This is a genomic window from Nocardia gipuzkoensis, assembly GCF_021183645.1.
In the GTDB taxonomy this organism is placed as follows: domain Bacteria; phylum Actinomycetota; class Actinomycetes; order Mycobacteriales; family Mycobacteriaceae; genus Nocardia; species Nocardia abscessus.
The window spans coordinates 2,568,296-2,582,572 of record NZ_CP089225.1 but is presented as its reverse complement, the minus strand read 5'-3'; the positions used below and the strand labels follow the sequence as shown (position 1 = coordinate 2,582,572).

At 66.9% G+C, this 14,277-nt stretch carries 12 protein-coding genes; 6 read left to right on the top strand and 6 right to left on the bottom strand.

From position 1 onward, the window contains the following. Positions 1–37 precede the first annotated feature (37 nt). The 6 genes from gyrB to dnaA form a co-directional block, all read right to left on the bottom strand. Positions 38–2,083, bottom strand: coding sequence for a DNA topoisomerase (ATP-hydrolyzing) subunit B (gene gyrB, locus LTT66_RS11815; RefSeq protein ID WP_181722261.1), 2,046 nt, complete (start codon positions 2,081–2,083; stop codon positions 38–40). 300 nt (positions 2,084–2,383) lie between these two features. Beyond that, the gene (locus tag LTT66_RS11810) at positions 2,384–3,295 is read right to left on the bottom strand and encodes an alpha/beta fold hydrolase (RefSeq protein WP_233066743.1); all 912 of its coding nucleotides are present in this window, start codon (positions 3,293–3,295) and stop codon (positions 2,384–2,386) included. Between the two features lie 132 nt (positions 3,296–3,427). After that, on the bottom strand, positions 3,428–3,988 hold the full coding sequence (locus LTT66_RS11805) for a DUF721 family protein (protein WP_195067100.1): 561 nt from the start codon (positions 3,986–3,988) through the stop codon (positions 3,428–3,430). A gap of 361 nt (positions 3,989–4,349) precedes the next feature. Continuing rightward, entirely contained in the window at positions 4,350–5,615 is a 1,266-nt protein-coding gene (recF, locus tag LTT66_RS11800; RefSeq protein ID WP_233066741.1) for a DNA replication/repair protein RecF, read from the bottom strand. A 243-nt stretch (positions 5,616–5,858) separates the two neighbouring features. After that, positions 5,859–7,034 (bottom strand): DNA polymerase III subunit beta, encoded by a 1,176-nt coding sequence (gene dnaN, locus LTT66_RS11795; RefSeq protein WP_233066738.1) that lies wholly within the window; start codon positions 7,032–7,034, stop codon positions 5,859–5,861. A gap of 880 nt (positions 7,035–7,914) precedes the next feature. Then, positions 7,915–9,852, bottom strand: coding sequence for a chromosomal replication initiator protein DnaA (gene dnaA / locus LTT66_RS11790; protein ID WP_233066736.1), 1,938 nt, complete (start codon positions 9,850–9,852; stop codon positions 7,915–7,917). 634 nt (positions 9,853–10,486) lie between these two features. Here dnaA and rpmH point away from each other — a divergent pair. From rpmH to rsmG, 6 genes are all read left to right on the top strand, one after another. Further along, on the top strand, positions 10,487–10,630 hold the full coding sequence (gene rpmH, locus LTT66_RS11785; RefSeq protein WP_003942540.1) for a 50S ribosomal protein L34: 144 nt from the start codon (positions 10,487–10,489) through the stop codon (positions 10,628–10,630). A 21-nt stretch (positions 10,631–10,651) separates the two neighbouring features. Then, positions 10,652–11,083: a ribonuclease P protein component gene (rnpA, locus tag LTT66_RS11780; protein WP_233066733.1), complete on the top strand. Its 432-nt coding sequence runs from the start codon at positions 10,652–10,654 to the stop codon at positions 11,081–11,083. Further along, the gene (yidD, locus tag LTT66_RS11775) at positions 11,080–11,478 is read left to right on the top strand and encodes a membrane protein insertion efficiency factor YidD (protein WP_233066731.1); all 399 of its coding nucleotides are present in this window, start codon (positions 11,080–11,082) and stop codon (positions 11,476–11,478) included. The genes rnpA and yidD overlap by 4 nt, the downstream gene beginning before the upstream one ends. Positions 11,479–11,482: 4 nt before the next feature. Continuing rightward, positions 11,483–12,559, top strand: coding sequence for a membrane protein insertase YidC (gene yidC, locus LTT66_RS11770; protein WP_195067104.1), 1,077 nt, complete (start codon positions 11,483–11,485; stop codon positions 12,557–12,559). A 158-nt stretch (positions 12,560–12,717) separates the two neighbouring features. After that, on the top strand, positions 12,718–13,224 hold the full coding sequence (locus LTT66_RS11765) for a Jag family protein (RefSeq protein ID WP_181722293.1): 507 nt from the start codon (positions 12,718–12,720) through the stop codon (positions 13,222–13,224). 142 nt (positions 13,225–13,366) lie between these two features. Continuing rightward, the gene (gene rsmG, locus LTT66_RS11760) at positions 13,367–14,161 is read left to right on the top strand and encodes a 16S rRNA (guanine(527)-N(7))-methyltransferase RsmG (protein WP_233066728.1); all 795 of its coding nucleotides are present in this window, start codon (positions 13,367–13,369) and stop codon (positions 14,159–14,161) included. Positions 14,162–14,277: the final 116 nt, after the last annotated feature.

The window sequence follows — 14,277 nt, the reverse complement described above, 5'->3', positions numbered from 1 at the left end:
CGTCAAAGGGGCTGTGCAGCAGTGAACGCACGCCGGCCTATACGTCGAGGAAGCGAACGTCCTTGGCATTGCGGGTGATGAAGCTGCGACGCGCCTCCACGTCCTCGCCCATCAGGACCGAGAACAGTTCGTCCGCAGCAGCCGCGTCATCGAGCGTCACTTGACGAAGCACCCGCACCGCGGGATCCATGGTCGTCTCCCACAGCTCCTTGGCGTTCATCTCACCGAGGCCCTTGTAGCGCTGCACGCCGTCGTCCTTGTTGATCTTCTTGCCCGCGGCGAGCCCCGCTTCGAGCAGACCGTCACGCTCGCGATCGGAATAGGCGAACTCCGGATCGCTGCGCTGCCACTTGAGCTTGTAGAGCGGAGGCTGCGCCAGGTACACGTGCCCGTGCTCCACCAGCGGGCGCATGAAACGGAACAGCAGCGTGAGCAGCAGCGTCGAGATGTGCTGGCCGTCGACGTCGGCGTCGGCCATCAGCACGATCTTGTGATACCGCAGCTTGCCGATGTCGAACTCGTCATGGATACCCGTGCCGAACGCGGTGATGATCGACTGGACCTCGTTGTTCTTGAGAACCTTGTCGATTCGCGCCTTCTCGACATTGATGATCTTGCCGCGCAGCGGCAGGATCGCCTGGTACATCGAGTCGCGGCCGGACTTGGCCGAGCCGCCCGCGGAGTCACCCTCGACGATGTAGATCTCGGACTTGCTCGGATCCTTGGACCGGCAGTCGGCCAGCTTGCCGGGCAGGCCGCCCAGGTCGGTCGCGGACTTGCGCCGCACCAGCTCGCGCGCCTTGCGCGCCGCGACACGGGCCTGCGCCGAGGAGACCGCCTTGTTCACAATGGTCTTCGCGTCGGCCGGGTTGGCCTCGAACCAGTGGGTGAGGTGCTCGTTGCAGGTGCGCTGCACGAACGACTTCACCTCGGTGTTGCCGAGCTTGGTCTTCGTCTGGCCCTCGAACTGCGGCTCGCCGACCTTGACGCTCACGATGGCGGCCAGGCCCTCACGGATGTCGTCACCGGTGAGGTTGCCGTCCTTCTCCTTGAGGAGCTTCTTGTCCTTCGCGTACTTGTTGACCACCGTGGTCAACGCCGCGCGGAAGCCCTCTTCGTGCGTGCCGCCCTCGTGGGTGTTGATGGTGTTGGCGAAGGTGTGCACCGACTCGGAGTAACCGGAGTTCCACTGCATCGCCACCTCGAGCTCGTGGCCGGTGCCCTTGCCGGTGAACCCGACGACCGAGTTGTGGATCGCCTGCTTGGTGCGGTTGATGTGGCGGACGAAGTCCTCCAGACCGCCCGGATAGTGATAGGTCCGGGTCTTCACCTTGTGCTCGGCGGGCGCGGCGCTCTCGTCGGCGTGCTTGGGCGCTTCGGCGGTTTCGCTGACCACCTCGTCGGTGACGTCGGATTCGCTGACGCGTTCGTCCGTGAGCTTGATGGTCAGTCCCTTGTTCAGGAATGCCATCTCCTGCAGCCTGCGGGCCACCGTCTCGAAGTTGTAGGTGGTGGTTTCGAAGATCTCGGGGTCCGCCCAGAAACGGATGGTCGTACCGGTCTTCTTGGTCGGCTCACCCTGGACCAGCTTGCCGGGGGTGGAATCCTTGTAGGTCTGGCTCCAGTGGTAACCGTCGCGGTCGATCTCGGCCTCCAGCCGACTCGACAGCGCGTTGACCACGGAGATACCGACGCCGTGCAGACCACCGGACACCGCGTAGGAATCCGAGTCGAACTTGCCGCCCGCATGGAGCTGCGTCATGACGACCTCGATGGTCGGCACGCCCTGGGCGTGCATCGCCACGGGGATGCCGCGACCGTCGTCCACCACTTCGACGCCGCCGTCGGCCAGCAGGGTGACCTCGACCTTCGTCGCGTACCCGGCCATCGCCTCGTCGACGGAGTTGTCGACGACCTCCCAGATCAGGTGGTGCAGACCACGCTCACCGGTAGAGCCGATGTACATGCCCGGACGCTTGCGAACCGCCTCGAGCCCCTCGAGAACCGTAATGGAGGAGGCACCGTAGTCCTGCTTCCCGGTCGCTCTGGTCGAACCCGATGCGGTGGAGTCTTTGGCAGCCACTGGTCGGTAGCTCTCCTTACTTGCTGATCCCGGCATAGAGCGATCGGACAGCGCGCGTGAGGCCCCGATATGCCTGCTCGAGAATTAGGGTCCACGCGCGGACTGTGCGGAACGCGCCGAAGGTGTCGCCGCTAGTTACGTCACCATCCTACTGGTACACCCAACTTACAGCCCACCTACGACACCCCTCACAGCGCCGTGGATGCGAGAAAACGGATCTCGGCGACTCGGATCAGCCTTGCGGCATTTTTGATCCATCAGAAGTGGGCTGAGAGATGCGTGGCGAATCGTAGGCGCGGATCAGCGCCCGGCGTCGATCCGAGCGATGAACGCGGCGGTGTGCCGCGCCAGTTCCGCCGGGTGTGAGATCGGCGACCAGTGCCGCGCCGGTATCTCCACCCGGGACAAACGCGGGACCCATCGGTCGGCCTCGGCGTTCACCACCGGCCGCACGGCACGGTCACCGGTGGCGACGATCAGCTGGACGGGCACCTCGATCCGACGCGGGCGCGGATGGCGCAGGTGGGAGCGGATGTTCGCACGGTAGAGCTTCAGACTGTTGATCATATCGGCGCGCAGCGTCGGCGCCGTCTCCACCAGCGCGGGGTCGAGGCCGTCGAAGAACGCGAGGAAGCGCGGCCAGCGGCCGGACAACAGCCGCAGCACCGGATCCGGCAACTTGGGGATCTGGAACGCGACGGTGTAGGCCGAGGCGACGGCTTGGGCTAGCGCGCCCCGCAGCCGAGCCGCGGTGAGAGGGCCACGCAGGTAGGCGCCGAGGAAGTCCAGATTCGGACCCGACACCGAGGTGAACGACGCGATTGCCGAGGCGGCCTCCGCGGCGGCGACCACCTCCCACCCGATCACCGATCCCCAGTCGTGTCCGAGCACATGCACCCGTTCGCCCGGCGCCACCGCGTCGATGACCGCGCGAACATCGGCCGCGAGCTCCTCGATCCGGTATGCCTCGACCGCGGTCGGCATCGAACTGTCGCCCGCGCCCCGGTTGTCGAAGGCGATCACGCGGTACCGGCCGCCGAGTAGGGCGGCCACCCGGCTCCACAGCAGATGGGTATCGGGCCACCCGTGGATCAACAGGACCGGCACCCCCTGGGGATTGCCGCATTCGAAGACCGCTAGTTCGACGTCGTCCCGGCGAACGGTCCGGGTCGCGGTCGCCGGAAATGGGCCGACCGCCGTGGTGATGGTCATCGAACCCCCTTCTGCCCGGACGATTCCGATCCGACGTGGCGAGCTCCGGGCGCGACGTCGGGCGAGGCGTTCCACGTGAAACGCTGGCACAAGGTAAACGTAACACCAAGTATCAGATACCGCTCGGGGTGGTCACCCGTAGGTGTCGCGGGGTCCGCGACCTTTGATATGACGCTCGCCCTTGCGCCAGCTCGGCGCCGCAGGCCCCGAGATCTTCAGCGAGGTCACCACGCCCTGGCCGACGGCGGCGTTGATCTTCGCGAGGATCTGGCCCTGCAGCATGCGCAACTGGGTCGCCCAAGCGGTCGACTCGGCGGCGATGCTCAACACGCCGTCCTTCAGGGTGACCGGCGTGGCGTGCGCGGCGATGTCCTCGCCGACCACTGCCGCCCAGCGGCCGAACACCATGCCCTCGGCCACCTTGTTCGACCATCCGCGGTTCTTGGCGATGGAGCCGGTCAGCTTGAACAGCGGCTGTGGATCACGGTCGTCCGGGCCTGCGCCGGACCAGCCGGTCCGCCTGCGGCCGCCGGCCCGCAGCCTGCGCTGGGGCGACGAACGCCCCTGCCCGACCGCCTTGCCGCTCGCCCGTGCCGCGGCGCGCGCCTCCTCCAGGGCCCGCCGCGCCAGATCGATCCCGCGCAATTCAGGCTCCGGGCCTGCGGATTCGGGTTCCGCGGGCTGATCGCTCATCGCCCCTCTCCCTTCGCGGCCGGTAGTTTGTCCCCAGTTTTGTTCAAGTTGTCCCCAGCCTGTACGGAAGGTTGCCAGTCCCGCAGACCATGTGGGCCGACCACTGATCCGGCGTGCCAAAATGCCCTGTTCGACGCCCAGAAGGCCGGATTTCCCAACGACACGGGTCGCTTGCTCGGCTGTTGCCAAGTCACGTTCCACAGAATCGTTCCGTCATGGCCGGAGGAGTTTTCCACAGGTGTTAGGGAATCGGATTCGGCTGTTGAAAGCTCGAGCGGTCTTCCCGATGACAGGTCACTGTCGTGGACGGGAGCGGCCGACGCCGACGCTCGGATCACCTGTCCATTCCTCCTGTGGATAACTATGGTGTGCGGGATTCCGGCGCACCGGTGAGCGGATCTCCCTCTCGCTCGAGCGGCGGATACTCGGCATCGTCGTTCCCCGATTCGCCGCTCTCGGACCCGCCCTGAACGATCCGCGAGACACGGCTATCGGGGCCGCCCGCGGTTTCCACCCGCAGCGGCACGGCAGCCAGCTCGGCGGGCACGTCCTCCGGCACGGCCGCCGTGATCAGCACTTGCTCCGCGTCCGCCGCGACGGCCGCGAGCGCGGCGCGGCGACGGCGATCGAGTTCGGCGAACACATCGTCGAGCAGCAGTACCGGTTCGGCGCCGGTGGCACGCAGTAGTTCGAACGCGCCCAACCGAAGGGCCAGCGCGAACGACCAGGATTCACCGTGGCTGGCGAATCCCTTCGCGGGGGAATCCCCGAGCATCAGGTCCAGTTCGTCGCGATGCGGGCCGACCAGGCACACCCCGCGCTCGAGTTCCTTCGGTCGCGCGGCGGCGAGTTCGCGCAGCACGATCGCCTCCAGGTCCCCGGTGTCCTCCGGGCGTGGCGGTCTGGCCGGATCCAGGAACTCTGGGGGCAGCGCGGCGCTGCGATAGACGATCGAGGCCGGCCGCGACTCCGGAGCGATCGAGGCATAGGACCGGGCGAGATAAGGCGCGAGATCGTGCACCAAGCGCAGCCGCTGTGCGAGCAGGACGGCGGCATGCTCGGCCAGGTGCCCGTCCCAGACGTCGAGGGTGCTGAGATCCGCCTTCGATCTGGCTTGGCGCCCGGCGGTTTTCAGCAGCGCCGAACGCTGGCGCAGGACCCGGTCGTAGTCGCCGCGGACCGCGGCCAATCTGGGCAGGCGGGTTGTGCACAACTCGTCCATGAATCGACGGCGTTCCCCGGGATCGCCGCGCACCAGTGCGAGATCCTCCGGCGCGAACAACACCGTCTGCAGAATCCCGAGGATCTCCCTGGTCCGGCGGACCGGTGAGCGGTTGATCTGCGCGCGATTGGGGCTGCCCTGGTTCAGCTCGACATCGATGCGCAGCTCGCGGCCGAGGTTGACCACCGTGGCGCCGATCCGGGCTCGCTCGGTCCCGGTGCGGATCAACGGAGCTTCCGTGGCGACACGATGCGAACCCAGGGTGGCGAGATAGCCGATCGCTTCCAGCAGGTTTGTCTTACCGTTGCCGTTCGATCCCAAGAAAACGGTTCGACCTGGGGATAATTCGAGTTCCGCATGCTCCCACGAGCGGAAGTCACGCACCGACAGAGTTCGGACGAACATCCGCTATCGTGCCCCTGCCTGGGCCGAAGCGGACATTTCCGCCGAACGGCACGTCGGCACCGCGTCCGACGAATGCCGTGCTGTTGGCCGCACCCCTGTGGAACACCTGTGGATAACGTCTGCCCCCAGACCCGCCGAAACCGAGTTCTCCGACGTCGCTGGGGATTCTCCAGCGGCGTGGCCGCTCACCCGCACTGGATCACGCGGCGCGGATCCGCACGATACCCACTCGTGCACAGGGGATCAGCCCGGGAGCCGGACCGGCATCAGCAGGTAGATGTACGGACTCGACAGCGCCGCGAACGTCCCGGAATCGAGCGCCTCGGGCTCTTCCTCGGACGCGGGCAGCAACACCGCCGGCCTGCTCGGCGTGGTGAATCCGAAGGTGACCCGGTCCGCGTGCAGCGCGGACAAGCCGTCGATGAGGTAACCGGGATTGAACGCGATGGTGAGCGATTCGCCGCGGAAATCGGCCTCCAGCCATTCCTCGGCCCGGCCCGCGTCGTCACCGCCCGCGGACAGCAGCAGGCCGTCGGCGGAGAACTCCAGCCGCACCTGGGCGCCTCGCTCGGCGACCAGCGCGACGCGCTTGATCGCTTCGGTGAGCGCGGCGACGGCAAGGGTGGCGATCGAGGTGTGCTCCTTGGGGAGCAACTGGCGGAACTTGGGGAATTCCGCGTCGAGCAGGCGGGTGGTGGTCCGGCGGCCCGCGTTCACGATGCCGAGCAGTCCGTCCGACCCCGCGCCGCTGCCGAGGGACAGCTGAACGGGAGCGTCGGAGGGGCCGAGTGTCTTGGCGGCTTCCGACAGCGTCCTGGCCGGAATCAGCACCGAAGTCTCGATGTCGGCGCGCGCGGGCTGCCATTCGATGTGCCGGACGGCGAGGCGGAACCGGTCGGTCGCCGCGAGAACGACCTGCGATCCCTCGATCTCCACCCGGATACCGGTCAGCATGGGCAAGGTGTCGTCCCGGCCCGCGGCGACGGCGACCTGACCGACGGCCTCGGCGAAGACCTCCACACTCAGTTCACCGGTCTGCTGTGGCACCTCGGGCAGCTGGGGATAGTCCTCGACCGGCATGGTGGGCAGCGAGAACTTCGCACTGCCACAGGCGATCAGGACGCGGGTGCCGTCCACCGAGACGTCGACCGGCTTGTTGGACAGCGCCTTGGTGATGTCGGCCAGCAGACGACCGGAGACGAGCACCTGGCCGGGGCCGGCGACCTCGGCGGCGACCCGCACCTGCGCGGAGACCTCGTAGTCGAAGCCGGACACGGTGAGACCGTCCTCGTCGGCGACCAGCAGTACACCGCCGAGCACCGGAACCGGAGGCCGGGACGGAAGACTGCGCGCCACCCAGGCGACGGACTCGGCGAAATCCTCGCGGGCGACCCGAAACTTCATGCTTGCAAGCTCCATGGCCCGATCTGTCCTCTCCCGGTTCCGTGATCTGTTGTCGGCTCGTCAGTGTCGGTGCTCGAAAGGGTCCTGCCGAATCGGCCGCCTTCGCAGTCTGGCACAGGCGACCGACATCAAACCGTACCCGCGCGCGGGACGTGCACCTAGCCCGACCCTCCGGCGTGACGGACGGTCACGTCCGGAGCAGGGACGAGAGGGCGGCCACGCGGGATCGCCGCACACGCCATGGCGACGCGGATCGCGTGCCCCGATCGCCCATCGGATCGACGAGTCCGTGTTCCGTCCGCGCTGTCGTCCTTGCGGGAAACCCGCCCGGTGCCGAAGGTGCGCTGCTCGACCGACTTTCCACACACCCTGTTTTCAAGAGAGATCTCTAATGAGAAGAACTGAAGTAGTAGTAGGCACTGTGGATTCTGTGGACTGCGGCCGAATCTGCTGGTCAGAGGGCGTGGTGCCGTGGGGATGGCTATGGGGTGTCTCGAGGATGAACACGAGGCGTCTGTGGAGTTCCCAGGTTGTCCCAGATTCATCCTCGAGCACTCCTCGAGTTGTTCCACCGGATTCACCCAGTTGTTCACACATGTGCACGAAATCGTGGACAGCTCGAGGAATCCTCGAGGACTCCACATGGACTCCTCGAGGAATCCACAGGGCCTGATCCGGACACTCCGCTGGTCAGCGCCTGTGCGCAACCGAGCCTGGGGAAACTGTTGAATTCGGCCTGTGAGGGAACCCGCGGGGGCCATCGCCCCAGCCTGTGCACGAATCGGTGGACAAACCAGGGGATTCCTCGAGGACTCCACAAGAATTCCTCGAGGAATCCACAGGCACAAAAAAGCACCGCCCCAGGTCAGGGGCGGTGCTCAGGTGTGTATAGCGCTCAGCGGGAACGCTGCTTGATCCGGGCTGTGAGTTCCTGCACCTGGTCGTAGACGCGGCGCCGCTCGGTCATCTCCTTGCGCACCTTCTTCTCCGCGTACATCACCGTGGTGTGGTCGCGGCCGAACGCCTGCCCGATCTTCGGCAGGGATAGATCGGTCAGCTCACGGCACAGGTACATGGCGATCTGCCTGGCCTGCGCCAGCGGCCGCGCTTTGCCGGGACCGGTGAGCTCTTCCAAGGTGGTGTTGAAGTACTCCGCCGTGACGGCCATGATGGTGGCCGCGTTGATCTCCAGCGTCGCGGTGTCCGGCATCAGATCGCGCAACACCACTTCGGCCAGCGGCAGATCCAGGGGCTGGCCGTTCAACGAGGCGAACGCGGTCACTCGGATCAGCGCGCCCTCCAACTCCCGGATGTTGCGCTCCACCCGGCTGGCGATCAGCTCCAGCACGTCGTGCGGCACATCGAGCCGGTCCATCCGCGCCTTCTTGCGCAGGATGGCGATGCGCGTCTCCAGCTCCGGCGGCTGCACGTCGGTGATCAGGCCCCACTCGAATCGCGTCCGCAGCCGCTCCTCCAGCGTGGCCAGCTGCTTGGGCGGACGGTCCGAGGAGACGACGATCTGTTTGTTCGCGTTGTGCAGGGTGTTGAAGGTGTGGAAGAACTCCTCTTGGATGCCTTCCTTGCCCTCGATGAACTGGATGTCGTCGACCAGCAGGATGTCGGTCTCGCGGTAGCGGCGCTTGAACGCCACCTTGCGGTCGTCGCGCAGGCTGTTGATGAAGTCGTTGGTGAACTCTTCGGTCGACACGTATTTGACCCGCATGCCCGGAAACAGACGCTGCGCGTAGTGGCCCGCCGCGTGCAGCAGGTGGGTCTTGCCCAACCCCGAAGCGCCCCAGACGAACAGCGGATTGTAGGCGCGGGCGGGGGCTTCGGCGATGGCGACGGCGGCAGCGTGGGCGAAACGATTGGACGCGCCGATGACGAAGGTCTCGAAGGTGTACTTCGCGTTCAGGCTGGCCGAGGACGTCGAAGGAGCAGGCGTTTCCTGCGACTTGGCGAAGTAGGTGGGCCAGGAGTTACGGACGTTCACCACGGGCTCGTCGTCGTGATCGCCGCGCTGGTGGTCACCCACCGGCTCACGCACCGGATCGTGGGCCAGTCCCGTGTCGTCGTCGGTGGTTTCGCGTACTTGAGCGCGGATCGGATTGCGCATGCCGCCCGGGGACGGTTCGGGATTGAACAAAGACTCCTGCCCCGGCGGGATGGCCGGCTCCCGGCGCGGCGGGAGCCCGGACTCGCGGCGGGGGGCGACGTCCGGCCCGGACATCGTCGGCAGCTCGGCCGTCGTGGAGTACTCGCCGCGCGGCGGGTAGTCGGCGTGGGCGTAATCGGACTGGCGGTACTCCTCCGGCGGTGCGAAGTCCTGGCCGTATTCGGTGCCCGGGTAGTCGGAGCCGTCGTGATACGGCGAGGCCTGTGCGAAGTCGGCGGGCTGTGCATAACGCGGCCCCGGGTAGGCATCCCGGCCGGGGAATTCCGAACCGGGATAGGCGGCGGGGCCGCGGCCTTCCCTGGTGCGCTCGGGCCTGCTCGTCATCCGCGCGTGCCGTGGCGTGTTGGTCTGCCGGTCGACGGTCGGAGTCGTCGGGGCGGCGATGCGCACACCGAGTCCTTCCACCTGGGGACCGAGCCGACGGGCGAGGGAACGGAGGATGGGCTCGCGCAGATCGCGTTCGATGGCCTCCTGAGCCAGTGACGAGGGCACCGAGAGCAGGGCGAACCCCTGTGCGACCGTCAGCGGCTTGACCAGCTTCAGCCAGGCCTGCTGTGCTCGGGTCACCGGAGGAATCGCGCCGTCGGGTGAGCCGGTGGTCAGCTCGGTGACAACCTCGGGCCATACGGTGGCCAACACGTTCTGCTCGTCGTCCATGCAGTTTCCTCCCCGGAGTAGGTCGATAGGAGCAGACGGCCGGGGCACGCGTGGAGTGCGACGCTCTTGGTCGGTCCCGTGATCCTGCGTGCGTCCGTAACCGGTTCGGACGCTGCCCGGGTCCCCCATCTGGACAGCGGCGTGGCACCGTCGGCCCTACGAATATGCCACTCCAGGGGTCTTTCCACACAATTATCCACAGATGTGGAGAACCCTGGGGAGCTGTGGAACGCGCGTACGCGCGAGAGGAGCAACGCCACGACCTGCGGTTCTGTAGCAATCGCCTGGCTAAGCAGCCTACCGGCCCCGGCGGCGCGATGGCTAGGGGTGTGGACGAGGTCACGGTCATTGCCAAAAAGCCTGACGCGGGAGCCGGTTCTGCCTGGTCGTCGGGACCGGGCCGATGGGGTGGGGCGAGTTTGACCCGACCCGAGCCGATCAGTACCCTCGTACAGTCACCCCTTGGTGCGGTGGCGGTCTTGTGCTGACCGCGTTTAGGTCGTGATCGACCGACTGTGCGCCAGGACCGACGCGCGCCGATGATGACCAGACCTGCGATTCATTCGCGCAATATACGTATCACCGACAAGCTTCGGGCACTACCTGGTGCCCGCCTACTCGAGGAGTGTTGACCGTGGCCAAGGGCAAGCGGACGTTCCAGCCGAACAACCGTCGTCGGGCGCGGGTTCACGGCTTCCGCCTCCGGATGCGCACCCGTGCGGGCCGCGCCATCGTTTCGGCGCGTCGCCGTAAGGGCCGCGATTCCCTCACTGCCTGATCTTCGCTCTCGGACGCTCGGGTGTTGCCTGAGCCGTATCGGTTGCATCATCGTGCCGACTTCTCCCGGACGGTGCGCCGCGGCCAGCGAATCGGGAGGCGCGATCTGGTCGTGCATGCGCTCGTGCACGAGTATGACGGAGGTATGGGCGCGAAGGGACGACATGATCAGATCCCGGACGACGTGCTGGTCCGCGTAGGCGGACCGCGCTTCGGGCTGATCGTCAGCAAGGCGGTGGGCAACGCGGTGATTCGACATCGCGTGGCCCGCCGCCTGCGTCATATGTGCGCCCAGGTGGTCGATGAAGTGCCACCCGGGACCGATGTCGTGATCCGTGCGCTCCCGGGCGCGGCTACGGCGTCGTCGGAGGACCTGCTGCGCCAACTGCGCACCGCCCTGCGCAAGCTCGGCGTCGGCGCCGCGGCGGGCGTGGCAACGGGTGGTTCGGTATGAGCCGCTCGGCGACGATCGCCAGACTGCCCGCGAACGTGCTGATCTTTCTGATCGAGCTGTATCGGACCTACGTCTCCCCCACCCGCATGCCGGTGTGCCGATTCACACCGACCTGTAGCGAGTACGCGGTGACCGCACTACGCACCCGAGGCATGTTCATCGGGCTCGGACTGACGGTCGTGCGCTTGGCCAAATGCGCGCCCTGGCACCCTGGTGGGTGGGACCCCGTCCCGGAACGGACGCGGAGCACCGTGCGCGCCGATCCGGCGGACGGGGCAGCGACCGACGCGGCGCCGCAGGACCCGAGCCTGCCCGCCGGACCTCGGTCGGAGCCGAACGCTTGTAAAGGATCGCCGCACGCGGTGATCGGCGACACGAACGACGGGAGTGCATAGAGCCGTGCTCGACTTCATTTATTACCCGGTGTCCTGGATCCTCTGGTTCTGGCATCGGGTCTTCGGGTTCGCGTTCGGCGCGGACAACGGTCTCACCTGGGCGCTGGCCGTGGTGTTCCTGGTGTTCACCTTGCGCCTGGTGCTCTACAAGCCGTTCGTCAAGCAGGTGCGCACCACCAAGCAGATGCAGGAATTGCAGCCGCAGATCAAAGAGCTGCAGAAGAAGTACAAGAACGATCGCCAGAAGATGGCGCTCGAGATGCAGAAGCTGCAGAAGGAGAACGGCTTCAACCCGCTGATGGGTTGCCTGCCGATCCTCGCCCAGGTGCCGGTCTTCCTCGGACTGTTCCACGTGTTGCGCTCGTTCAACCGAACCGGTCACGGCTTCGGGCAGTTGGGCCTGACGCCCGAGCAGAACGCGAACACCGCGAACTATGTGTTCAGCGCCACCGACGTCCAGTCCTTCCTGAGCGCGCGCATCTTCGGCGCACCGATCTCGGCGTTCATCACCACACCCGTCAGCGAGTTGCAGGCGTTCGCCGATTACGGCGGCGTGCCGAGCCGGTTGAGCATCGCGCTCGTCGCGATCCCCTTGATGGTCATCGCCGGTCTGGCCACCCACTTCAACGCGCGCGCTTCCGTGGCGCGGCAGACACCGGAAGCTGCGGCCAACCCTCAGGCCGCGATGATGAACAAGCTCGCGCTCTGGGTGTTCCCGCTCGGCGTGCTCGTCGGTGGTCCGTTCCTGCCGATCGCCATCCTGCTCTACTGGGTCGCCAACAACATCTGGACCTACGGGCAGCAGCACCTCGTCTTCGGCCGCATGGAGAAGGAAGAGGAAGCCAAGAAGCAGGCGAAGCTGGAGCAGCGCGCGCAGAACGCGCCGAAGCCCGGCGCCAAACCGGTCAACGTCAAGAAGAAGCCGGCATCCGCCACCGATACCGCACCGGACGAGGACACCGCTGCTCCGTCGACGAACGGCACCGCTAAGCCGTCGAAGCAGGCATCGGGGCAACGCCGTCCAGCGGGCCAGAAACGGCCGGGCAACCGGGGCAGGGCGAACCAGAAGCGCAGGCGCTGACCTCATGATCGGCGGGACGAGCCGCCCGCCTGGAGCACTGAGCAACCCTTGATCGCGAATACCGCCCGGCGGCGATTGCCCGGCGCGCGCGATGAGCAGATGAAGGAAATCAAATGACTGTGGAGACCGACGGAGGGGACGCCACCGTGGCGACGACGATGGTGAACGCCGGGGCGGACACCGGCGATGCCGTGAGTGATACCGAGGAAGCTCTCATCGAGGAAGGCGAGATCGCCGGCGACTACCTCGAGCAGTTGCTCGACGTGCTCGACTTCGACGGCGACATCGATCTCGACGTCGAAGGCGACCGTGCCGTGGTGAGCATCGACGGCGGCCGTGACCTGACGAAGCTCGTCGGCCGCAACGGCGAGGTGCTCGACGCCCTGCAGGAACTGACTCGCCTCGCCGTCCAGCAGACGACCGGCGTGCGCAGCCGCCTGATGCTGGACGTGGCGGGCTGGCGCGCGAAGCGGCGGTCCGAACTGAGCGAACTCGGCGCGGCTGCGGCGCAGCGCGTGCTGGAGTCCGGTGAGCCGGAGTCGCTCGCGGCCATGACTCCGTTCGAGCGCAAGATCGTGCACGACGCCGTGGCCGCGGTGGAAGGCGTCAGCAGCGAGAGCGAAGGCGTCGAACCGAACCGCCACGTGGTGGTCGTTCCCGGCTGAGCGACGGTATTCCCGAAGCGGGCGGCATGTTTCGCGCCCCGCCTGGGTAGTGGTTGGATAGGGCCTCTGGTCTTCGGACCGGGGGCCTTGTTCGTGTCCGGTGCCCGATTGCTCGCACGTAGATCGACCCGAGTTCGGAAGGATGTTTCACGTGGAACGAGATCTCGGTGGAACCGCCGCGGTTCCCGCGGAGTCGGAGCCCCCCGTGTCGGCGGCCACCGTCTTCGGCGACCGACTCGATCTCGCGCGTCGATATTGCACGGCACTCGCGACCGCGGGCGTGGAGCGCGGGCTGATCGGTCCGCGCGAGGTGCCTCGCCTCTGGGATCGCCACATACTCAACTGCGCGGTACTCGGTGAGTTGATCGCCGAAGGCGCGTCTGTAGTCGATATCGGCAGCGGCGCTGGTTTGCCCGGCATTCCGCTTGCCATTGCGCGGCCGGACCTCCGGATCACCCTGGTCGAACCGCTGCTGCGCCGAACCATCTTCTTGAGCGAGTTCATCGAAGCCGTCGGCCTGGACGTCACGGTGGTACGCGGGCGTGCCGAACAGTCCGGTGTGATGAAGGAAGCCGGCGGCGCGGATGTCGTCACGTCCCGTGCGGTGGCTCCGCTCGGGAAACTCGCCCAGTGGTCACTTCCCCTCCTCCGCGACCACGGGCACATGCTCGCGCTCAAGGGCGCCAGCGCCGCGGAGGAACTCGCGCGCGATGGCGAGGCCCTGGCGAAAGCCGGGGCCGGCAATGCGGTGGTGCTGGAATGCGGCGCCGGCCTGGTGTCCACGCCGACCATGGTGATCAGCGCCGAGCGGCTCCCACGCGCCGAGCGCACCTCGAGGCGGCGCGCCGAACGAGCGGTCGAACGCGGCGAGAAGGCGGCCCGAGCCGCAGCGACGGAGAGCGGGCGTCCTAAGAGGGCTGCACGGAAGGGCGAGTAAGTCCGTCTGGGTAGTCGACGTGGTGCGGGGTCGCACGGGCCGTAGACTACCGCCCGCTACCTGTTTCTCCGCGCTGGATCGCGAAGGTTGCGGGTTGGATCCTGGAGCCTGGGATC

Coding starts and splice junctions, on each gene's coding strand:
- LTT66_RS11810 (WP_233066743.1), bottom strand. CDS start 3,295: ATGACCATCACCACGGCGGTCGGCCCATTTCCGGCGACCGCGACCCGG.
- LTT66_RS11805 (WP_195067100.1), bottom strand. CDS start 3,988: ATGAGCGATCAGCCCGCGGAACCCGAATCCGCAGGCCCGGAGCCTGAA.
- dnaN (WP_233066738.1), bottom strand. CDS start 7,034: ATGGAGCTTGCAAGCATGAAGTTTCGGGTCGCCCGCGAGGATTTCGCC.
- LTT66_RS11765 (WP_181722293.1), top strand. CDS start 12,718: ATGGTGAACGCCGGGGCGGACACCGGCGATGCCGTGAGTGATACCGAG.
- recF (WP_233066741.1), bottom strand. CDS start 5,615: ATGTTCGTCCGAACTCTGTCGGTGCGTGACTTCCGCTCGTGGGAGCAT.
- rsmG (WP_233066728.1), top strand. CDS start 13,367: ATGTTTCACGTGGAACGAGATCTCGGTGGAACCGCCGCGGTTCCCGCG.
- dnaA (WP_233066736.1), bottom strand. CDS start 9,852: ATGGACGACGAGCAGAACGTGTTGGCCACCGTATGGCCCGAGGTTGTC.
- yidD (WP_233066731.1), top strand. CDS start 11,080: ATGAGCCGCTCGGCGACGATCGCCAGACTGCCCGCGAACGTGCTGATC.